The organism is Kutzneria kofuensis (assembly GCF_014203355.1).
In the GTDB taxonomy this organism is placed as follows: Bacteria; Actinomycetota; Actinomycetes; order Mycobacteriales; family Pseudonocardiaceae; genus Kutzneria; species Kutzneria kofuensis.
Window position 1 is genome coordinate 8,157,935 of sequence record NZ_JACHIR010000001.1, and the last position, 21,176, is coordinate 8,179,110.

Annotated in this window: 21 protein-coding genes; 20 read left to right on the forward strand and 1 reads right to left on the reverse strand. The window is 73.3% G+C overall.

The window, feature by feature from the left end; all coding sequences use genetic code 11:
- Window positions 1-160 precede the first annotated feature (160 nt).
- The 20 genes from BJ998_RS37130 (at window position 161) to BJ998_RS37225 (ending at window position 20,754) form a co-directional block, all read left to right on the forward strand.
- A complete protein-coding gene (locus tag BJ998_RS37130; RefSeq protein WP_184867954.1) occupies window positions 161-1,120 on the forward strand; it encodes an alpha/beta hydrolase in 960 nt (319 codons plus the stop codon).
- The gene (locus BJ998_RS37135) at window positions 1,096-1,365 is read left to right on the forward strand and encodes a phosphopantetheine-binding protein (RefSeq protein ID WP_184867955.1); all 270 of its coding nucleotides are present in this window, start codon (window positions 1,096-1,098) and stop codon (window positions 1,363-1,365) included. Before BJ998_RS37130 ends, BJ998_RS37135 begins: the two co-directional genes overlap by 25 nt.
- Window positions 1,355-2,776: a class I adenylate-forming enzyme family protein gene (locus BJ998_RS37140; RefSeq protein ID WP_184867956.1), complete on the forward strand. Its 1,422-nt coding sequence runs from the start codon at window positions 1,355-1,357 to the stop codon at window positions 2,774-2,776. Before BJ998_RS37135 ends, BJ998_RS37140 begins: the two co-directional genes overlap by 11 nt.
- Entirely contained in the window at window positions 2,776-4,101 is a 1,326-nt protein-coding gene (locus BJ998_RS37145; protein ID WP_184867957.1) for a nucleotide sugar dehydrogenase, read from the forward strand. The genes BJ998_RS37140 and BJ998_RS37145 overlap by 1 nt, the downstream gene beginning before the upstream one ends.
- On the forward strand, window positions 4,088-5,062 hold the full coding sequence (locus BJ998_RS37150) for an NAD-dependent epimerase/dehydratase family protein (protein WP_184867958.1): 975 nt from the start codon (window positions 4,088-4,090) through the stop codon (window positions 5,060-5,062). The genes BJ998_RS37145 and BJ998_RS37150 overlap by 14 nt, the downstream gene beginning before the upstream one ends.
- Window positions 5,059-6,858, forward strand: a complete 1,800-nt coding sequence (locus tag BJ998_RS37155; protein ID WP_184867959.1) for a cellulase family glycosylhydrolase — start codon at window positions 5,059-5,061, stop codon at window positions 6,856-6,858. Before BJ998_RS37150 ends, BJ998_RS37155 begins: the two co-directional genes overlap by 4 nt.
- Entirely contained in the window at window positions 6,855-7,877 is a 1,023-nt protein-coding gene (locus BJ998_RS37160; protein ID WP_184867960.1) for an FAD-dependent oxidoreductase, read from the forward strand. The genes BJ998_RS37155 and BJ998_RS37160 overlap by 4 nt, the downstream gene beginning before the upstream one ends.
- A 102-nt stretch (window positions 7,878-7,979) precedes the next feature.
- Window positions 7,980-8,912, forward strand: a complete 933-nt coding sequence (locus tag BJ998_RS37165) for a 3-oxoacyl-[acyl-carrier-protein] synthase III C-terminal domain-containing protein (RefSeq protein ID WP_184867961.1) — start codon at window positions 7,980-7,982, stop codon at window positions 8,910-8,912.
- A 28-nt stretch (window positions 8,913-8,940) separates the two neighbouring features.
- The gene (locus BJ998_RS37170; RefSeq protein WP_184867962.1) at window positions 8,941-9,213 is read left to right on the forward strand and encodes an acyl carrier protein; all 273 of its coding nucleotides are present in this window, start codon (window positions 8,941-8,943) and stop codon (window positions 9,211-9,213) included.
- A gap of 1 nt (window position 9,214) precedes the next feature.
- Window positions 9,215-10,072, forward strand: coding sequence for a hypothetical protein (locus BJ998_RS37175; protein WP_184867963.1), 858 nt, complete (start codon window positions 9,215-9,217; stop codon window positions 10,070-10,072).
- Window positions 10,069-10,704: a hypothetical protein gene (locus BJ998_RS37180; RefSeq protein ID WP_184867964.1), complete on the forward strand. Its 636-nt coding sequence runs from the start codon at window positions 10,069-10,071 to the stop codon at window positions 10,702-10,704. The genes BJ998_RS37175 and BJ998_RS37180 overlap by 4 nt, the downstream gene beginning before the upstream one ends.
- Window positions 10,701-11,843, forward strand: a complete 1,143-nt coding sequence (locus tag BJ998_RS37185) for an acyl-CoA dehydrogenase family protein (RefSeq protein ID WP_184867965.1) — start codon at window positions 10,701-10,703, stop codon at window positions 11,841-11,843. Before BJ998_RS37180 ends, BJ998_RS37185 begins: the two co-directional genes overlap by 4 nt.
- Window positions 11,836-13,374, forward strand: coding sequence for an MATE family efflux transporter (locus tag BJ998_RS37190; RefSeq protein WP_221338255.1), 1,539 nt, complete (start codon window positions 11,836-11,838; stop codon window positions 13,372-13,374). The genes BJ998_RS37185 and BJ998_RS37190 overlap by 8 nt, the downstream gene beginning before the upstream one ends.
- The gene (locus tag BJ998_RS37195) at window positions 13,374-14,681 is read left to right on the forward strand and encodes a condensation domain-containing protein (protein WP_184867966.1); all 1,308 of its coding nucleotides are present in this window, start codon (window positions 13,374-13,376) and stop codon (window positions 14,679-14,681) included. Before BJ998_RS37190 ends, BJ998_RS37195 begins: the two co-directional genes overlap by 1 nt.
- Window positions 14,682-14,824: 143 nt before the next feature.
- Window positions 14,825-15,496 (forward strand): helix-turn-helix transcriptional regulator, encoded by a 672-nt coding sequence (locus BJ998_RS37200; RefSeq protein ID WP_184867967.1) that lies wholly within the window; start codon window positions 14,825-14,827, stop codon window positions 15,494-15,496.
- A 12-nt stretch (window positions 15,497-15,508) separates the two neighbouring features.
- Complete coding sequence (locus tag BJ998_RS37205; protein ID WP_184867968.1) at window positions 15,509-16,408, forward strand: class I SAM-dependent methyltransferase; 900 nt, start codon at window positions 15,509-15,511, stop codon at window positions 16,406-16,408.
- 42 nt (window positions 16,409-16,450) lie between these two features.
- Window positions 16,451-17,635, forward strand: coding sequence for an acyl-CoA dehydrogenase family protein (locus tag BJ998_RS37210; protein WP_184867969.1), 1,185 nt, complete (start codon window positions 16,451-16,453; stop codon window positions 17,633-17,635).
- An 18-nt stretch (window positions 17,636-17,653) separates the two neighbouring features.
- Entirely contained in the window at window positions 17,654-18,055 is a 402-nt protein-coding gene (locus tag BJ998_RS37215) for an SgcJ/EcaC family oxidoreductase (protein ID WP_184867970.1), read from the forward strand.
- Window positions 18,052-19,401, forward strand: coding sequence for an FAD-dependent oxidoreductase (locus BJ998_RS37220; RefSeq protein ID WP_184867971.1), 1,350 nt, complete (start codon window positions 18,052-18,054; stop codon window positions 19,399-19,401). Before BJ998_RS37215 ends, BJ998_RS37220 begins: the two co-directional genes overlap by 4 nt.
- A gap of 3 nt (window positions 19,402-19,404) precedes the next feature.
- On the forward strand, window positions 19,405-20,754 hold the full coding sequence (locus BJ998_RS37225) for an FAD-dependent oxidoreductase (RefSeq protein ID WP_184867972.1): 1,350 nt from the start codon (window positions 19,405-19,407) through the stop codon (window positions 20,752-20,754).
- A gap of 48 nt (window positions 20,755-20,802) precedes the next feature.
- On the opposite strand, the gene BJ998_RS37230 is transcribed toward BJ998_RS37225, so the two are convergent.
- Entirely contained in the window at window positions 20,803-21,171 is a 369-nt protein-coding gene (locus BJ998_RS37230; RefSeq protein ID WP_184867973.1) for a VOC family protein, read from the reverse strand.
- Window positions 21,172-21,176: the final 5 nt, after the last annotated feature.

A 21,176-nucleotide genomic window follows, 5' to 3' on the forward strand; every position in this document is an offset into this window, starting at 1 on the left:
CAGCCTGTTCCGCTTGCCCAGCAGGAGAAAGAAGACCTTCGGGCATGCCGGATCGAGCAGGTTGTTGGCGCGCGCCTCAGCGGCTTTCGTGGCAGGCGGACCGATTGCGATCGTGGGTACCGGCCGAAGCGGGGCGGATCACTGTGGACGGAGGCGGGCCGTGGTGCTCAAGGCTTACACGGCGGCGGTGATGCGCCGCATGGCCGCCAGCTATCCGGATCTCGGCGGGACCGTCACCGACGCCGTCGAGGCGCGCGAGATCCACGCGCGAGCCACGTTCCCGCCGGGGCCGGAACTGCCGGCGGTGTGGGGCGAGATGGTGCCGGCCGAGCCGGACATCCCGATCCGGATCTACCATCCGCACGCCGACCGGCGCCCCCGCCCGGTGGTGGTGTACTTCCACGGCGGCGGGTTCGTCCTGTGCGATCTGGACACCCACGACGGCGTCTGCCGGCTGTTGGCCCGGGACGCGGACGTCGTGGTCGTGGCGGTGCACTACCGGCGCTCGCCGGAGCACCGGTACCCGGCCGCGGTGCAGGACGCGTACCGTGCCGTGCGCTGGGCCCGGGAACACGCCCACGAGTTCGGCGGCGACCCGGACCGGCTCGCGGTCGCCGGGGACAGCGCCGGCGGCACGCTGGCCACGGTCGCGTGTCTGATGGCGCGGGACAACGGCGGCCCGCCGATCGACTTCCAACTGCTGATCTACCCGGTGACCGACTGCCTGGCGCCGCGGCGCGAGCACGCCGAGGGCTACTACCTGACCAGCCGGCACATGCGGTGGTTCACCGAGCAGTACCTCACCGACCCGGCCGAGGGACTCCAGGCGTACGCGTCACCGCTGCGAGCGCCCGACCTGACTGGCCTGCCCCCGGCGCTGGTGCTCACCGTCGAGCACGACCCGCTGCGCGCGGAGGGTGAGGAGTACGCCGCGCGACTGGCCGGCGCCGGGGTCCCGACCGCCCTGCACCGGGTGGACGGCTTGTTCCACGGTGTCTTCGGGCTGTCCTCGCTGTTGCCCGCGGCCGCGCGACTGGAGCAGATCGCTTGTACGGCACTGCGCGAGGCGTTCGAGAGCAACGGAATGGGGAGCAGATGGACGACGTGTCGACCGACCTGAGCGACAGCATCGGCGAGCTGATGGGCGAGGTCCTGGTCCGCGAGCCGCTGGCCGGCCAGGACGACTTCTTCGAGTGCGGCGGCGACTCGGTGCGGGCGGTCGAGGTGCTGCAGCGGCTGGCCGAGCAGCACGGACCGGCCGAGGAGGACGCCGCCGACGAGTTCCAGGCCACGTTGCTGATGGCGATCTTCGAGGACGCCACGCCGGCCGGGCTCGCGGCGGTGATCGCCGGCCATGCGCGCTGACCGGCTGGAGTTGCGCCACCACCTGCGGGCCAACCGGGAGCGCGATCCGGACGGCCCGGCCGTTCGGAGCGGCTCGGTCGTGACCACGTGGGCGGAGCTGCACGACGCCGCCCTCGCGGTCGCGGCTGGCGCCGCTGCACTGCCGGCCGGCCCGGTGGTGGTCGTGGCCGACGGCAGCGTGGCCGGCGTGGCCACCGTGCTCGGCCTGCTCGTCGCCGGCGTGACCATCGCCCTGGTGGAGGAGCGCAGTTCCTACCTGACCGATGAAAGCTCGGTGTTGCACGGGTTCGGCGCGGTCGCGGTGGTCAGTCCGGACGGCGTGGGCGCGGGCTCGCTGGCCGGCTGGCGGTACCGCGATCTGTCTGCTCAGCAGGCAGATCCGGCCGGCGGTCCCGACGGTGAGCTGCTGCAACTGACCTCGGGCAGCACCGGCGAGCCTCGGCTGGCCCGTCAGACGCTGCGCAGCGCCTTGACCGGTGCGCGCAGCTACCGCACGGCGTTCGCGCTGACCCACGAGGACTCGGTGCTGCTCACCGTCCCGCCGGCACACTCGTTCGGCCTGATCGGCGGTGTGCTGGCGGCGGTAGTCAGCGGCGCGTCGTTGTGGTTGCTGCCCAGGTTCTCCGTGCGCGGCGCGCTGGACGCCATCACCGCGGGCGCAACGGTCATGCTCGGGACACCGTTGGTGTACCGGCTGCTCACGCCGGTGTTGCGGCCCGAGATGTCACGGATGCGGATCGCGTTGTCCTCCGGCGGTCCGCTGGCCGAGGAACTCGCCGCGCGGGCCGCCGACCGGCTGGGCTGCCCGGTCCGGCAGGTCTACGGCAGCACCGAGACCGGGCTGATCGCCTGCCATCCGGCCACCGTGGCGGACTGGCCGGCGGGATCGGTGGGTGTGGCCGCGCCCGGCGTGCGGCTGCGGGTCCGCGAGGGCCGGGTGCAGGTGCGCACCTCGACGCTGTTCCTCGGCTACGCCGGGGAAACCGACCCGGTGTCCACAGAGGACGGCTTCTACGACACCGGTGACACCGGCCTGCTCGGCGCGGCCGGGCACCTGTTCCTCACCGGACGCAAGGAGAGCTTCATCAACGTCGGCGGGCGCAAGGTGAACCCGCAGCGGATCGCCCGCATCCTGGGCGAGTGCCCGGGCGTCCGGGACGTGTACGTGTACGGCCATCCCGCCCGTGGCGGGGAGCAGCAGGTGCACGCCGCGGTGGTGCTGGCCCCGCCGGCCACGGCGGCGGACGTGATGGCGTTCTGCCGGTCCCGGCGGCTGATGCCGTACGAGGTGCCGCACCGCCTGCATCCACTGCCCGAACTGCCGCGGTCGGCGATGGGCAAGGTCAGCCGGCGCGCGGTGGCCGAGGCCGTCGCGGCGCGGTCCAGTGACGAGAGCGAGGGAACTACGTGATGAACCCGGGAAACCGGCCGGACGCGGGCCAGGTCGGCGTGCTCGGCCTCGGCTACGTCGGCCTGCTGCTGGCGCTGTCGCTGGCCCGGCAGGGCCGTTCGGTGGTCGGCGTGGACAGCAGCCCCCACGTGCGGGCCGAACTGCGGGCCGGCCGCCCGCAGTTCTTCGAGCCCGGACTGGACGAGTTGCTGACCGCCGAGTTGGGCCGTCGGTTCACCGTGGCCGACCAGCTGCCGGACACGCCGCTGGACGCGGTGATCATCTGCGTCGGCACCGCCGTGCACCCGGTCACCAAGCGGCCCGACCTCAGGGACCTGACGTCCGCCCTGGAGCACGTGGCCGAGCACGTCGGCGACGACACGCTGGTGGTGGTGCGCAGCACGGTCCCGGTCGGCACGACCCGGGACGTGATCGTCCCGAAGCTGCGGGAGCGGGTGGCGCGGCCGCTGGTGGCGTTCTGTCCCGAGCGGACGATCCAGGGCAAGGCGTTGGCCGAGATCGTGTCGTTGCCGCAGGTCATCGGCGCCGACGACGAGCGGTCCCTGGCCCGGGCCGAGGAGTTGTTCGCCCCGGTCGCGCCCGACCAGGTGACGGTGTCCAGCCTCGGGGCCGCGGAGATGGTCAAGCTGGCCTGCAACTCGCACACCGACCTGATCTACGGGTTCGGCAACGAGATCGCGCTGATGTCCGAGGCGCTGGGCCTGGACGCCGACGAGGTGATCGCCGCCGCCAACCTGCGTTACCCGCGCCCCGACCTGTCCCGTCCCGGCTACGTCGGCGGCAGCTGCCTGATCAAGGATCCCCACCTGCTGCGGTACTCCGCCGAGCAGGCCGGCTACCGGCCACCGATGGTGCTGGCCGCGCGCCACGTCAACGAGCTGGTGCCGAGGGTGGTGGCCGACCACGTGCTGACGGCGCTGGCGGCCAAGGGGTGCTCGCCGGACGAGGCCACGGTTCTGGTGTGCGGCATGGCCTACAAGGGCCGGCCGGAGACCGACGACGTGCGTGGCTCGGCCGCCGTCGAGGTGGCGGCCACGCTGCGGGGGCGGGTGTCCCGGCTGCTGGGCCATGACTTCGTGGTGGCGCCGGAGCGCATCGAGGGCCTGGGCTACCAGCCGGTCGAGCTGCCCGCCGGCCTGGCCGACGCCGACGCGCTGCTGGTGCTGGTCGACCATCCCCGCTACGCCGAGCAGCTGAGGCACGAGGTCGTACGCAAGCAGATGCGCTCGCCCGCGGTCGTGGTGGACATGTGGGGAGTCCTGGCCGACGAGCTGGCCGACGCCCCGGACGTCGAGTACCGGAGGTTCGGCCATGGCATCCGGTGAGCGCGTGCTGATCACCGGCGGGGCCGGTTTCGTCGGGCTGCACCTGGCCCGCCGCCTGCTGGCCGAGGACGCCGAGGTCACCCTGCTGGACGACTTCTCCCGTGGCCGGCGGGACGCCGACCTGAGCGAGCTGGCCCGGTTGGCCGAGCTGGTCGAGCACGACCTGCGCGAGCCCATCCCGAACCACCTGCTCACCGGCCGCTACACCCACGTCTACCACCTGGCCGCCGTCGTCGGCGTGCAGCGGGTGCACGACAACCCGAACCGCACGCTGGACGTCAACCTGCGCGCGGCCCTCAACGTGCTCGACTGGTGCCGCCGCGTGGAGCCGGAGTCGGTGTTCCTCAGCTCCACCAGCGAGGTCGCCGACGGCGCGGCCGAGCTCGGGCTGATCGGCTACCCGACCACCGAGAACGGGCCGTTCGCGCTGCCCGAGCCGGCCCAGCCGCGCGCGTCGTACGCGCTGAGCAAGCAGGTGGCCGAGTTCCTGTTCCGGCACAACGGCGCCGGCCTGCGGGTGCGGATCGGGCGCTACCACAACATCTACGGCCCCCGGATGGGCAACGAGCACGTGGTCCCGCAGTTCATCGCCCGCGCCCTGGCCCGCCAGGACCCGTTCCCGGTGTACGGGACCGACCAGACCCGGGCGTTCTGCTACATCGAGGACGCCGTCACCGCGACCGTGGCGCTGGCCCGGCTGGCCGGCGACGAGGCGGTCGTCGCCAACATCGGCAACGACCAGGAGGAGATCCCGATCGGCCGGCTCGCCGAGCAGGTGACCGCGCTGGCCGGGTACCGGCCCGCGCTGCGGCCGCTCGACGCGCCGCCCAGCTCGCCCCGGCGGCGGCTGCCCGACCTCACCACGCTGCGGGCGACCGTGGACTACCGGCCGGCGGTGGACCTGGCTGAGGGGCTGCGCCGGACATTCCACTGGTACGCGGCACAACCGGTGCCGGCATGACCTTCACCGTGCGGAACGGGCGGTTGTGGCGGGACGGGGCCGAGTTCGTCGCCATCGGCGTGAACTACCACCCGTCCCGGGCCGGCTGTGCCATCTGGACCGACTGGGCGCCGGACGTGCTGGCCGCCGACTTCCGGCGGATGGCCGCGGACGGGCTGAACACGGTGCGGCTGTTCGTGTTCTGGCGCGACTTCGAGCCGGCCGCCGGCCGTTACCGGGCGGAGTCGTTCGCCCGGCTGCGGGAGGCGGTGCGGCTGGCCGGTGCGGCCGGGCTGGCGTGCGTGCTGTCGGTGTGCACGATCTTCATGAACGGCCAGCTGCTCGAACCGGCCTGGCGGCGCGGCGAGAACCTGTGGCGGGACGAGGAAACCCTGCGCCGGCAGGAGGAGTTCGTCCGCAGGGTGGCCCGCGAACTGTCCGAAGTGGACAACATACTGGCGCTCGACCTCGGCGACGAGATCGAGAACGTCGACCCGGTGGCCGCGCGCGGGCTCGGCCCGGCGGAGGTCGCCGCCTGGCGGGCCCGGCTGGCGGCCGCGATCCGGGCCGAACTGCCGTCGGCCCTCGTGGTCCAGGCCACCGGCGCCACCGGGGTGTTCGGCGGCTCGGCGTTCGGCGTCGACAACTCGGCCGCGCTCGACCTCGTTGCCACGCACGGATTCCCGCTGTGGGCACCGGGCTCGGTCGAGTCCACCGACTCGTACAAGGCCACCAACCTGGTGCCGTTCCTGGTGCGGTTCGCCGCCGCGTACGGGGCGCCGTTCGTGGACGAGTTCGGCAGCTACGGCGTGGACGAGCCGACCGCGGCCCGCTACCTCCGGGCCGCCGGCGCGTCCACCATCGCCAACGGCGGCAACGGACTGCTGGCCTGGTGCTGGCAGGACATCACCGCCACCGGGGAGCCCTACCGGGACCGGCCCAACGAGCGAGCGGTGGGGCTGCGCCGGCCCGACGGCCGGGCGAAGCCGGCGCTGGCCGAACTCCGCCGGCTGGCGGCGAGCCGAGAGCTGAGCGGCCGGTCCGACCGGCCGCCGATCGCGATCTACCTGCCGGAACGGGTGCGCGGCGGTGGAGCGTCCTACCTGGACGGTGAGCCGGGAACGATCGGCGCCTTCTACGCCTACCTGCTGCTCAAGCGGGCCCACCTGCCGTTCGACCTGGTGTCGGGCCCGCTGGACGGCTACCGGCTGGTGCTGTGCCCTTCGGTCACCCGGGTGACCATGACCGATCTGGACCGGTTGCGGGCGCACGTGGACTCCGGCGGCGTGCTGTACTACTCGCTTGGGGATCATCTGCACGGCTTTCCCGGCGCGGACCTGGCCGGGGTCGAACTCGTGGACTTCCGGCTGGACCCGGGCGGCGAATCGGTGCTGCGCTGGGACGACGACGAGTGGCCGCTGCACTGGCCGGCGCGGCAGCGGAGCCGGGTCGCCGCGACCACGGCCACCCGACTGGCCGGCGACGACCGGGCGATGGTGCTGGACAACCGGGTAGGCGCCGGCCGGGTGCTGTTCTGTTCGGCCCCGTTCGAACGTCTGCTCGACCGGCCCGGCCTGCTCGCTTCCGGGCGCTGGGAACGGTTCTACCGCCGGATCGCCGAGCTGGCCGGGCTGCGGCCGGCGATCGGCGGCGCCGATCCGGACGTCGAGATCGTGCCGAAGCGAGGGCACGCGGTGGTGATCAATCACGGGGTCGCGCCGACCCGCTGCGAGCTGACCTGGCCGGGCCGGGCCGATCCGGTCACGGTGGAACTGGCCGGCAAGGACTGGTGTGTTGTCCGAGAGGACGTGCGATGAAAGGCGTTGTCTACCACGGGCCCGGCGACGTCCGGGTGCACGACGACCTGCCGATGCCGCAGCTGCGCGGGCCGCGAGACGCCGTGGTCAGGGTGACGATCACCGCGATCTGCGGCACCGATCTCCATCCCTACCGGCACGAACTCCCCGGCCTGCCGGCCGGGACCGTGCTGGGCCACGAGTTCGTGGGCACCGTGGCCGCCGCCGGAACCGAGGTCCCGTTCGCTGTCGGCGACCGCGTCCTCGCCTCCGATCTGGTGGCATGTGGACGGTGCCGGAACTGCGCCCTGGGCTGGCATTACCAGTGTTCGGAGGCGACCTTGTTCGGTTACGGCACGGTGGTGGGGGAGAGCCTGCCCGGCGGCCAGGCCGAGTACGTGCGGGTGCCGTTCGCGGACGTTGTGCTGTCGAGGATCCCGGCCGACGTCGAGGACGAGGAGGCGTTGTTCGCGGGAGACATTCTCACCACCGGTTACGCCGCTGTGGAAGCAGCCGGCCTGCGGCCGGGCGAGACGGTGGCCGTGATCGGCGGCGGTCCGGTCGGAGCGTGCGCGGCGATGTCCGCCGTCACCGCCGGCGCGGCGCGCGTGGTGGTGGTCGACCCGGACGACGGCCGCCGGGCCTGGGCTCGATCGCGGGGATGGCTTGCCGCCCAACCGGATTCGCCGGAGGCCGCGGACGCCGACGTGGTGATCGAAGCGGTCGGCGACGCCGAGGCGCTGCGCTGCGCGGTGCGCACCGCGGCCCGCCGCGGCCGGGTCGTCTCGATCGGCGCGCACCATTCGCCGGACCTGCCCTTCCCGGCCGACATCGCGTTCGCCCGGGAGCTGTCGGTGCGGTTCGTGGTCGGCGACCCGATCCGGTGCCGGGACCGGGTCCTCGACCTGGTGCGCGCCGACCGGCTGGATCCCACGGCGCTCGTGTCGCACCGGCTGCCGCTGTCCGCCGCCGCCAACGGATACCGGCTGTTCGACCGGCGCGAGGCGGTCAAGGTCCTGTTGCACGTAGGTGACCGGTGACCTACCCGTTCGGCGCGGTCACTCGACCGGTCCTTGGCGCCTTACCGGCGCCGCGGTGATCCGCGATCGTAGGACCACGAACTTACCGCACCTGGAGGCGAGATGACGTCGTTGGCCGCCGTGGCCAGCTATCTCCCGGAGCAGGTCACGCCGATCACGCCGTATCTGGCGCGTGTCGGCCTGAGCCCGTCGCAGATCAAGCTGTACCACCGGTTCTACGGATTCGCCGAGGTCCGGCTGGCGCCGGGCAGCTCCGGCGCCGACCTGATGCTGGCGGTGGCCGACCGGCTGCCCGAGCTGCGCGGCCAGCAGCACCGGGTGCGCTACCTGGTGCAGGCCCGGACGATCCAGCTGGCCGCGCCCTATCCGTACAACCCGCTGCACGAGGTGCGGGAGGCCCTGGGGCTGAAGAACGCCACCGCCTTCTCGCTCACCCAGCACGCCTGCGCCTCCGGGCTGCTCGCCGTGGACCTGTGCGGCAAGCTGCTGGCGTCCGACGGCGACCCGGACGCGCTGGCGCTGATCCTGGCCGGGGAGAAGGCGTTCACCCCGTCCGCGCAGGTGATCGCCGACTCGGCGATCATGGGCGAGGGCATGGCCGCGGTGCTGGTGCGGGCCGGCGGCGACCGGGACGTGATGATCGGCTACGCCACCCGCACGCACGGCCGGTTCCACACCGGACCGTTCCTGAGCCCGGAGCTGATGACGGAGTTCGACCAGCTCTACGCGCCCGCGCTGGCCGAGGTGATCACCGCGGCGGTGGCCCGCGCCGGTCTCACCCCGGACGACATAGCGCTGGTGCTGCCGCACAACGTCAACCAGATGTCCTGGTTCCGGGTGGCCAAGCTGGTGGGGCTGCCCCGGGACCGGATCGCGCTGGAGAACCTGCCCAAGCTGGGGCACTGCTTCTGCGCGGACTCGTTCATCAACTACCGCGCCGTCCGCGACGACGGCCGGCTGCGGCCCGGCGACCACTACGTGATGACCTCGGTGGGACTCGGCGCCACGTTCTCGGCCATGGTGTTCCGCCACTAGCGACGACAACAGGTGTGAGGAGACGAAGATGACCGAAGGCAAGACCGGACTGGACCGGCGCCAGGTGGTCGAGACCTCGATCGGCGTGCTGGCCGAGATGGTGCGCCGCCCGGCGGAGACGATCTCCGAGCAGACCCGGCTGTTCGAGGAGCTGGGCCTGGATTCGGTGAACACCCTCGAACTGCTGATGCATCTCGAGGAGCTGCTGCGGTTCCAGTTCGACGCGGACACCCTGGAGCAGCGCTACCTGGAGACGGTGGGCACGTTGGCCAGCTACGTCGTCGACCAGGCGGGCCGCTGACATGTACCTGGCCGGAGCGTTCGCGGAGGCGCCGGCGGGAGCGGGTCACCGCCCCTTCCGGATCAGCATGGCCGCCAGCCGGGTCGCCGGCGCCGGCCGGGCCTACGACCCCGGCCTGATCAGCTACTTCGCCGATCTGGCCGCGCTGTACGGGCTGCGGCACCGGGCCGACTACTTCACCCGGGTGCGTCGCAACACGTTCACCGACCTGGTGGCGGGCACGCTCGGCCGGCTCGACGGCTCGCTCGGGCCGGTGGACATCGCCGTGCTGGCGCACAGCACGCCGGACGCGGAGCCGGGCTGGCCGGCCTGCTACCTGGCCGAGGCGCTGCCCGGCGACCCGCTCGTGATGGCCGTGTCCGACCAGGGCACGGTCGCCCCGTTCAGCGCGCTGCGGATCATCGCGGACTACATGGCGCTGGACGGTATGCGGCGGGCGCTGCTGGTGGTGGCCGACCAGACGACGCTGATGAGCGACGAGCAGCCGCCGTCCGGCGCGGTGATGCCCACCCAGGACGCGGTGGTGGCCCTGGTCCTGGAGCGGCAGGACCAGGGCGCTGAGCTGAGCACGAGTCAGTTCTCCGACATCGGTGTGGAAGAAGCCGTGACGACCGTGGCCGAGTTGGCCCGCGAGGCCGGTCCGGCGGTGGTGGCGGTCGGGCCGGACCTGGCCGCTGTGGCCGAGCTCTGCCCGACGGCGCCGGTGCGGGTGGCCGAGAACGGCCGTCCCTGCACCGGGGCCTGGGACGGGCTCGGCACGAGCTGGCCGGACGAGGGCCGGCTGGCGCTGGTCGCCGACTACGACCGGGCACTGCGCTACCTCGGGCTGTGCCTGGTCGAAGTGGGCGGTCGGCCGTGACCGAGCCGTGGGCCGACTGCCGGCGACTGTCCCATGTGGATGGTCTGGTCGCCGGGCTGTCGGCGCTGTGCGGGATGCTCGGCCCGAAGGTGCTGCCCTTCGGGCCGGGCGGCCACGCCCTGGTGCCGAGGTCGGTGGCCGAGACGGCGACCTCGGCCTGGTTCGGCGGCGTGCTCTCCGAACGCTCCGCCGAACCGGAGCAACCGCTCACCGACGAACTGCTGTCCGCCGCCGGCCTGGTCGCCCTCCGTCGGCCCGTGCCGCCGGGGCCTCGGGTGGTGGAAACCGATCTGTGGTGGGCGACCGGAATCGCCTGGGTACGCCTCGGCGCCTCGGCGGCGCTGGCCGAGGACTGCCTGGCCCACCTGGAAACCCGTTCGCTGTTGGGCAACCTGCTCGTCGCCGGTCAGCTCGCCGACGCGCTGACCGGCCAGCTCACGGTGGACGCGTTGCTGCTGGGCGGTTCCCGGCCGACGCCGGCCCTGCTGCACGAGGCGCACCGACAGATCACCGAGACCGACCGGGCGCTGTCACGGCTGCGCGGGGCCGGCGGCTTCCTGGCCGACGGGCCGGGCGCGGCCGTGCACCTCTCGGAACTGCTCGCCGACGTCTACCTGGGTGGGACGCCATGATCGTGCTGGACGACCGGCTGTGCGCGCTGCGGGCCCGGTCGGCCGAGTGGGCGGCCGACCTGCGGGCCATCGCGCTGGACCTGGACCGTGATCCCGACCTGATCCGCCGCCACCTGAACCTGCCGGTGATCGAGCACATCGGACTGTTCCAGTACCCGCGCCGGTTCCACCCCCGCCCGCTCGTCGTCGACGGGCACCGGTTCCACGGCGACAGCGCCCTGGAACACGTGGTGTGCTTCGAAGAACTGGCGGCCGGCGACATCGGGGCCCTGATTGCCGCGCCCGGCGCGCCGATGGCCGGGCCGCTGGTCGCGCTGCTCGGCGACGACGACCAGCAGGAGGCGTTCTTCGGCCGGCTGCTGGCCGAGCACACGTGGACCTTCCTGGCGCTGACCGAGCCGGGCGGCGGCTCGGCCACCGACCGCCTGGCGACCACCATCGAGGATCTCACGTTGTCCGGGGCCAAACGGTACATCGGCAACGCCACCCGGTCCGGGATCGGCGTGGTGTTCGCCCGGTCCGGCCCCGGGCCGCTGGGCATCCGGGCCGTGCTGGTGCACGGGGACGACCCCGGGTTCAGCGCCACCGCGCTGCCCACCGTCGGCCTGCGGGCCGCGCTGCTGAGCCAGGTCGACCTGCGCGGTGTGCCGCTCGACCGGTCGCGGCTGCTCGGCGAGCACATGTCCGCCGCCCGCCGCGGCACCTGGAGCTGGGTGCGGGTGTTCAACCGCATCCGTCCCGCCGTCGCCGCCATGGCGCTGGGGATCGCCCGTGCCGCCTACGACTACGTCCGCACCAACCGCCATGCGCTTTCCCCGGCCGAACGCGACCGGTTGGCGGCGCTCGGCGTGCGCATTGACGGCGTGCGCCAACTGGTCTGGCGCTCGGCGGTGGCCGTGGACGCCGACCCCGCGGACGGCCACCTGGCCTCCGCCGCCAAGGCGTGCGCCACCAGCCTGGCCGAGGACGCCGCCGCCGCCGCGCTCGGCTTCTTCGGCGCCGGCGCGCGCCTGGACCATCCGCTGCTGGACAAGCTGGCCCGGGACGCCCGTGGGACGGAGTTCATGGAGGGCACGGGGAACGTGCAGAAACTCGCCGTCTACCACCACCTCGCGCGAAGGAGAAGGGATCATGGCTGAACACGACCGCGACTACCTGCCGGCGCCCCCCGGCGGCGCCCCCGCCGGCCCACCCGGCGGCACGATGGGCGCGCCGCCCGGCGGCGGCATGGGCGGTCCGCCCGGGGGTGGCATGGGCGGTCCGCCCGGGGGACCGATGGACGGACCTCCTGGGGGCGGCGGTCCGCCGGACGGGCCGCCGGGAGCGTGGGCGGTGCCGGGACCGGACCGGACCTCGATCCGCCGGGCGCTGATCCGGCTGGTGGTGCCGATGGCGCTGGCCGAGGTGGTGGGGCTGCTGGTGCTGGTCGGCGTGACCGCGCTGCTGGGCCGGATGGGCGGCGACGCGCTGTACATCCGGGCCCTGTACATGCCGGTGGCGAGCCTGTTCCTGGCCCTGTTCATCGCCTTCGACATCAGCAACCAGGTGACGGCGGCGATCAACCGGGGCCGGGGCCGGCCGCAGGACGTGGCGCCGATGGCGGCGAGCTTCGCCCGCGCCTGGCTGATGCTGGGCACGGTGCTGTCGATGGTGCTGCTCTACGGCGCGCCGACGCTGGCGGTGGCGCTGCGGGTGCCGCCGTGGGCGTTCGGGGACTTCATCGAGTTCGTGCAGTGGATGGCGTTGGCGGAGCTGACGTACATCGGCGTGGTCCTGTGCGCGTCGAGCCTGCGCGGCTTCGGGCACACCCGGCACGCGGCGGTGGTGACGCTGCTCGGCGCGGTGATCCAGTTCGGCGGCGTGGCGCTGGTGGGCCTCGGCGGCGGGGTGGGCGTGGAGAGCGTGCCGCTGTTCATCGCGGTGTCCTCGGCGGTGGGCCTGGTCCTCGGCCTGTTCCTGTTGCGCCGCACCGGGTTGTGGCAGCGGGGACAGCGGCTGCCCTGGCAGCCGGAGGTCATCGTCCAGCTCCGCCGGATCGGCCTGCCGGTGGCGACCACCCAGGTGATCCTGTTCGGAGCGAACTTCGTGCTGCTGCGCGTGCTCGGCGAGTTCGACGTGTCGGTGGTGTCGGCGTTCTCCAGCTCCTCCAGCCTGCAGGTGCTCCTGCTGATGCCGGGCATCGTGCTCGGCTCGGCCACCGCGATCGTGCTCAACCAGCAGCGCGGGGCCGGCAGGCTTGCCTGGCTGCCGAACACCCTGCGCACCGGCATGGAGCTCACGTTCGGCGTGTACGTGCTGATCGGCGTCCTGGTGTGGGCGCTGGCCGGCCCGCTGGGCTCGCTGATGACCAGCTCGGCCCCGGTGGCCGGCCAGACGGCGTTGTACCTGGGCACGATCGGCCTGACCTACGTGCTCCAGGGGCCGGTGCTGACCTCGCTGAACGTGATGGAACAGTTGGGCGCCGGGCTGCTCGCGGTGTCGCTTAACCTCTTCTACTACGCGGTGATCGTGGTGGCCAGCGTGCTGGTGGTGGCCGCGTCGCACGACCCGATGGCCTTCTACCGCACGGTGGCGCTGGCCAACCTGGCCGGGATCGCGGTGCTGTTCGCGGTGGCCTTCGTGGTGCGCCGGGCCAGCCGGGGCGGCGGGCGACCGGCGTTCGCGGGCTGATGGCCCGGGTCGAACGCCACCAGATCCGGTTCGACGGCGGGCCGGCGGCCATGGGACCGGCGACCTGGGCCCAGCACGAGATGTGGTCGCTGATGCGGGCGCGCGGGCCGTGCGGCGGGTTCTACAACCTGTCGCGAACCGTGCTCGTGCCGCCCGGCCCGACCGTGGCCGACGTGCTCGACCGCCTGGCCGAACTGGTGGCGCGGCACCAGTCCCTGCGCACGCTGTTCCACCCCGGCCCGGACGGCGATCCGGTGCAGCAGGTGGTGCCGGCGGGGGAGTTCCCGGTCGACGTCCTGCTCACGACCTCGCCCCGGGATCCCGACCCGGTCGGGCTCGCGGTGCGGCACGAACGGGCGATGACCCGCGAGGAGTTCGCGCTGGACTCGGACCTCCCGGTGCGTGCGCTGGTCGGCGTGACCGACGGCGTGCCCCGGGCGGTCACGCTGTGCGTGCCGCACGTGGCCGCCGACCTGGCCGGCATGCGGGTGGCCATGGCCGAGTTGGCCTGGTCGCTGGACGCGAGCGAGGTCCGGCGGCGAGCGCGCCCGCCGGCCCCGCAACCGCTGGACCTGGTGGCGTGGCAGCAATCCCCGGCCGGGCGGGCGGCCGCCGGCCGGGCAGCGGCCCATCTGCGGGCCGAGCTCGCGACCCGGCCGGCCCGGATGTTCCCGTCGGCCCGCCGGGCCGAGTTCGTCGCCTGCGGGATCGAGTCGCCGGCGCTCGACTTCGCCCTGGACCTGCTGGCGTTGCGGCACAACGTGAGCACGTCGGTCGTGCTGATGACGGCGGTCACGACACTGCTCGGCCGGTGGTGCGAGACGAGCCGGTGCGCGGTGCAACTGGTGGCCGGCAACAGGTTCGGGCCGGCCGAGCGGGCGACGGTCGGCAACCTGATCCAGGAAGTGCCGGTCACGATCTCCGTGTCGGGCGCCGAGTTCGCCGACCGCCTGCGCGCGACCTGGACCGCCTCGATGCGGGCCTACCGGGCCGCGCGCTTCCCACCGGGGCTGCTGACCGAGGCGGCCCGGGGCCGGGCGGTGGAGATGGACTGCTTCCTCAACGACGCCCGCGCGTCGGTGCGGGCCGACCCGAACCGGCGGCCGGTCGCCCTGCTGCCGGCCGCCGCGACGTTCCGGCCGACCGACTTCCGGCCGGACCGGCCGTTCACGCTGCTCGCGCTGGACGGCGTCGAGGCGATCCGGCTGCTGCTGGCCGCCGACACGGGGGTGCTGTCGGCCGACCAGGCCGAGCGGTTCCTGCGGCGGCTGGAGCACGAGCTGCTCGAGCTGGCGCGGTCGTGCTGACCTCCTGGCGCGACCGTGCCACGTAAATGTCGTGCTGACACGGAGAAAGGGCGCGGCCGAACCAGGGAAACCGTTGGTATCAATGGCTTACGGCAATGCGGCGGCCGCGAACCGGGCGGCCGGAAGCCACTGAGAGGTCGCAGATGTCAATTCCCGTCTCCATCGACACACAAGAGATCACCGATCTGAGCGTCGCGGTCCTCGCCGCCAACGAGGTGCTGTGCCGCGGCACGGAGTCGGTGCTCGGCTCGCTGCCCGCGGTCCGCGCGGTGCACCGCTGCGACGGCCCGGACGCCCTGGTCCGGTTCGTCGCCGAGCACACCGTCGACTTCCTGCTCGTGGCGGCGGCTGACGCGCACTGGCTGGACGCGGTGCGGGACCGGCTGTCCGGGGTGAAGGTGCTGGTCCTGATCGACGAGTCGGCCGCGCCCGACCAGTTCGGCGACGCCCCGGTGCCCATCGACGGTTTCCTGTCCCAGCACGACCTGTCCGCGCATTCGCTGTGGGACGGCCTGCGCCGGTGCGCCCGGGGCGAGCTGCCCATGCCGTCGGCCTTCGCCCGTGACCTGCTGGCCCGGGCCGAGACCCCGGCCTCGGCCCAGCGGATGCGCACGGCCAAGCTGACCAGCCGCGAGACCGAGGCGCTGACCCTGCTGGTGATGGGTCTGAGCAACAAGCAGATCGCGCGCCGGCTGGCCATCTCCAGCCACGGGGCCAAGCGGCTGGTCGGCAGCATCATGCTCAAGCTCAACTCGCCCAACCGGACCACGGCCGCGGTCAACGCGGTGCGGGCCGGCATCGTCGAGGGTCTGTGAGGACGCCACCCGATGACCGCTGACACCTCCCAGCAGCCCGAGATGTTCGCCGAGGTGGCCAAGACCGCGCGCTGGACGGCGGCGGCCCGGGCCCGCGAGAGCCGCCGGCCGGACCGGCTGTTCACCGACCCGTTCGCCGCCGGGCTGGCCGGCGCCGAGGGCGCCGACCTGCTCGCGCACTTCCACCCGGACTACGCCGCCAGCGAGGGAAACCCCTTCCTGCCCATCCGCACCCGCTGGTTCGACGACTTCATCACCGCCTCGGTCGGCCCGCACCGCTGCCAGGTGGTCGGCCTCGGCGCCGGCCTGGACACCCGCGCCCTGCGGCTGGACTGGCCGGACGGCGCCGTGGTGTACGAGGTGGACCAGGAAGACCTGCTGGCGTACAAGGAGAGCCGGCTGCCGGCCGACAGCGCGGCGATCCGCTGCGTGCGGCGGACCGTGCCGGTGAACCTGGCCGAGGACTGGGCCGGCGCGCTGTGCGGGGCCGGTTTCGACCCGGGCCTGCCGACAGTGTGGTTCGCCGAGGGACTGCTGTTCTACCTGCCCGAGGCGATGGCGCACAGCGTGCTCTCGACCGCGGCCGCGCTGTCCGCGCCGGATTCGCGGCTGGCGGCCGACCTGATCGGCACCGGCATCTTCAGTTTCCCGTACCTTCGGCGGTTCCTGGGCCGGCTGGAGGAGGCCGGCAGCCCGTGGCGGTTCGGCACCGACGAACCCGGACGCTTCGTCGAGGGCACCGGTTGGTCGGTCACCGACGTGCGGCAGCCGGGCGAGCCGGGGGCCAACTACGGGCGCTGGCCGGCCGCCGCGGTGGCCGCCTCGATCCGCGGCCTGCCCCGCAGCTATCTGGTCGCGGCCCGGCGGTCGGGCCACCGCACGTCCGAAGATGCCGCCGGCAGCGCCGGTTGAGCACTCTGGACGGGCCCCGTCCCGACCACTCACGAGGAGGACATGGTGCCCACCACCGCTAGCCCGACGCGGGCGGAGCTCGTGCGCCGTGCCGGCGAGCTGATCCCGGTGCTGCGCAAGCACGCCGACTGGGCGGAGGACAACCGCCGCCTGCACGAGGAGACCATCGAGGCGCTGGCGGCGGCCGGGATCTTCCGGATGCGGGTGCCCGCCCGCTACGGCGGCTACGAGTCCGACACCGCCACCCTGGTCGACGTGGCCGCGCAGCTGGCCCGGGCCGACGGCTCGACGGCGTGGACCGCCTCGGTGTACTGGATCCCGGGCTGGATGGTGACCCTGTTCCCGGACGAGGTGCAGGACGAGGTGTTCGGCACGCCGGACGTGCGTGTGTGCGGCACGCTGAGCCCCAGCGCCATCGCCGTCCCGGCCGAGGGCGGCGTGGTGGTGAACGGCAAGTGGGGCTTCATCAGCGGCGGCCTGCACAGCCAGTGGCAGGTGATCATCGCGGTGCTGGCCGCCGACGGCGGCGAGCCGTACCCGGTGATGGCCGTGGTGCCGATGAGCGATCTGCTGATCGTGGACGACTGGCACACCTCGGGCCTGCGGGGCAGCGGCAGCGTCAGCACCGTCGCCAAGGACCTGTTCGTGCCGGCGCACCGGGTGCTGCCGCTACCGGCAGTCCTGAGTGGACAGACGCCGCCCAACGCCAGTTCGGACTCGCCGATCTACCGCAACCCGCTGCTGCCGGTCGCCTCCGCCTCCTCGGTCGGCACCGTGCTGGGCCTGGCCCACAGCGCGCTGGCGGCGTTCCACAAGCGGCTGCCCGACCGGAAGATCACCTACACCGGCTACGACAAGCAGATCGAGGCGCCCCTGACCCACCACCAGGTGGCCGAGGCGACGATGAAGGTCGACCAGGCCGACTTCCACGCCCACCGGCTGGCCGCGCTGGTCGACGGCAAGGGCGAGGACGGCTCGCCGTGGTCGCTGCTGGAGCGGGCGCAGGCCCGCGCCGACATGGGCGCGGTGTGCCGGCTGGCCAAGGAGGCCGTCGACGTGCTGGCCTCGGCCAGCGGCGGCTCCTCCATCTACCGCGACGTGCCGATCCAGCGCATCGCCCGGGACGTCAACGCGGTGAACCTGCACGCGCTGATGCACCCGGACACCAACTTCGAGCTGTACGGCCGGGTCCTGTGTGGACTGCCGCCCAACACGCTCTACATCTGACCGGAAGGGGACCCCAGCATGACCGCCAGCAACTCCGACCTGGCCGCGGTGGTGGCGCTGACCCAGCGCGTCGTCGCGGCCTGGGCCTACCAGGACGCCGACGCGTTCGCCGGCGTGTTCACCGAGGACGGGACGATGATCCTGCCCGGCGTGTACCGCAAGGGGCGCGCCGAGATCGGCTCCTACATGGCCGAGGCGTTCGCCGGGCCGTACCGCGGCACCCAGGTCACCGGCAAGCCGCTGGACACCCGCTTCCTCGGCCCGGACACCGCCCTGCTGATCACCCAGGGCGGCGTGCTGCACGCCGGCGAGTCCGACGTGGCCGACGACCGCGCCATCCGGGCCAGCTGGCTCGCGGTCAAGCAGGACGGCCAGTGGTGGCTGGCGGCGTACCAGAACAGCCCGCGCACCGCGTCATGACCGGCGACCTGGGCGGCGGCCGGGCCGTGGTGCTCGGCGGCAGCATGGCCGGTCTGCTCGCGGCCCGTGTGCTCGCCGACACCTACCAGCGGGTCGTGGTCGTCGACCGCGACCAGCTGGACCAGGTGACCACGGCGCGGCGGGGCGTGCCGCAGGGCGCGCACGTGCACGGCCTGCTGGCCAAGGGACAGCAGGTGATCGAGGAGCTGTTCCCGGGCTTCACCGAGAAGATCGTGGCCGACGGGGCGCCGCTGTCCGACCTGGCCGGCACCGTGCGCTGGTACTTCCACGGGCGGCGGCTGTCAGCCGCCCCGTCGGAGCTGACCTGCGTCGCGGCGAGCCGGCCGGTGCTGGAGAGCCACGTGCGGGCCCGGGTGGCCGCGCGCACCACCGTGGAGATGCTGGAGCAGCACGACATTCTCGGCCTGACCACCACCTCGGGGCGGGAGCGGGTGACCGGCGTGCGGCTGCGCCGTCCCGACGGCAGTGAGCACCGGCTGACCGCCGACCTGGTGGTGGACGCCACCGGGCGGGGCTCGCGGACCCCGGTGTGGCTGGAGGAACTGGGCTACCGGCGGCCGGCCGAGGACCGGGTGAAGATCGACCTCACGTACACCACGCGACGCTATCGGCGGTGCCCGCCGGAGGTGTTCGGCCGGGACGTGTCCATCAACCCGGTGTCCACGCCGTCGCACCCGCGCGGCGCGTTCCTCACCCGGATCGAGAACGACCAGTACGCGGTGTCGCTGACCGGGGTGCTCGGCGACCGCGCGCCCACCGACCCGGACGGCTTCCTCGACTGGGCCCGGTCCCTGCCGGTGCCCGACGTCTACCGGGCGATCCGGGACGCCGAGCCGCTGGACGACCCGGTGGCGTTCCGCTACCCGGCCAGCGTGCGCCGACGCTACGAGCGGCTGGACCGGTTCCCGGACCGGCTGCTGGTGGTCGGGGACGCGGTGTGCAGCTTCAACCCGGTCTACGGGCAGGGCATGACCGTCGCCGCGCTGGAGGCGCTGACGCTGGCCGAGCACCTGCGGCGCGACCGTGTGCCCAACCCGCGCCGGTTCCTGGCCGACGTGGCCAAGGTGATCGACCTGCCGTGGGAGATCTCGGCCGGTGGCGACCTGGCCTTCGCCCAGGTGGCCGGGCCGCGCACGGCCAAGGTGCGGTTCAGCAACGCCTACATCGCCCGGCTGCACGCGGCGGCCGCCTCGGACAGCCAGCTCACCCGGACGTTCATGCGGGTGGCCGGCCTGGTCGAGCCGCCGGAGGCGCTGATGCGGCCGGGCACGGTGCTCCGGGTGCTGCGCAACGAACTGCGCGAACTGGTCGGGCGAAGGGGGTAGCCGGTGAGCAGACGACGTGGGACCGCGGTGGTGCTGGGCGCGAGCATGGCGGGGCTGCTGGCCGCGCGGGTGCTGGCCGAGTCGTTCGACCAGGTCACGGTGCTCGACCGGGACACGGTGCTGGGGGTGCGGGAGTCCCGGCGGGGCGCCCCGCACACCCGGCACGCGCACGGGCTGCACGCCCGGGGCCACCTGATCCTGGAGGAGCTGTTCCCGGACTTCACCGCCGAGCTCAGCGCGGCCGGCGTGCCCACCGGCGACCTGGGCGAGATGCGGTGGTTCTTCAACGCCCGCAAGCTCCGGCCGGCGCACACCGGGCTGGTCTCGGTGACCGCGCCGCGCCCGGTGCTCGAACACCACGTGCGGACCCGGGTGGCGGCGCTGCCGAACGTGCGGATCGGGGAACGCCGCACGGTGCTCGACCTGCTGTCCACTTCGGACCACTCGCGGGTCACCGGCGTCCGGCTCCGGGCGGAGGACGGTGACGCGGTCGAGGAGTTGCCCGCCGATCTGGTGGTGGACTGCACCGGGCGGGGCTCGCGGACCCCGGTGTGGCTGGAGGAACTGGGCTACCGGCGGCCGGACGTGGACCGGGTGAAGATCGGCCTGGCCTACACCACCCGGCACTACCGGATGAAGCCGGAGATGTTCGACGGGGTGCAGTCGATCAACCCGGTGGCCTCGCCCGCACACCCCAGGGGCGCGTTCTTCGGGCAGGTCGGCACCGACACGTGCATCCTGTCGCTGACCGGCATCCTCGGCGACCACCCGCCGACCGATCCGGAGGGCTTCCTGGAGTTCACCCGCTCGCTGCCGGTGCCGGACGTCTACCACGCCGTGCGGGAGGCCGAGGCGCTGGACGAGCCGGCGTCCTTCGCCTTCCCGGCCAGCGTGCGGCGCCGGTACGAGCGGCTGACCCGGTTCCCCGAGGGCCTGCTGGTGCTCGGCGACGCGGTGTGCAGCTTCAATCCCGTGTACGGGCAGGGCATGAGCGTCGCCGCGATCGAGACGATGGCCCTGCGCGAGCACCTGCGCGGCGGCGGCGGGGCCGGCGAGTTCTTCGCCCGGCTGGCCAAGGTGGTCGACGTCGCGTGGGACATCTCCACCGGCGGCGACCTGGACTTCCCCGCGGTGGAGGGCCGGCGGACGGTGAAGGTCCGGGTGGGCAACGCCTATCTGGCCCGGGTGCAGTACGCCGCGACCAAGGACGCCGACGTGACGGCGGCGTTCATGCGGGTCGCCGGGCTGATCGACCCGCCGCAGGCCCTCATGCGGCCGTCGATGATGGTGCGGGTGCTGCGGCACGCGATGCGCCGCCCCGCGCCGGGGCCGTCCTGGCTCGGCGCGAAGTAGCGGCGGACACGAAGAAGGCTCGGCCGGACCGGCCGAGCCTTCTTCGTGTCACTGGACGCTGGCGAGGTACTCCGCGCTGAGCTGGATGATCTGCACGTAGTTGCCGTCCGGGTCGGTGACGGTGCCGAACAGCCCGTCCCGACGCTGTTCCAGCTCGGCCACCCAGCTCGCGCCCAGCTCGGTCAGGTGCCGGGCGGTGGCCTCGGCGTCGTCGACGTGGAAGTTGAGCAGCACCCGGCCCGGCTCCGCCGTGCGGGCGGCGACGTCGTCACGGCCGTCGATGAGGATCGACACCGCGCCGAACTGGAGGAACCCGTACTGGTTCTCCGTGGGGCGCAGCGCGTCGAGGTACCACTGCTTGAGCCGCTCGGGGTCGGAGCTGCCGAGCAGGATGCTGCCAAGGATCGGGGACGACACGGTTT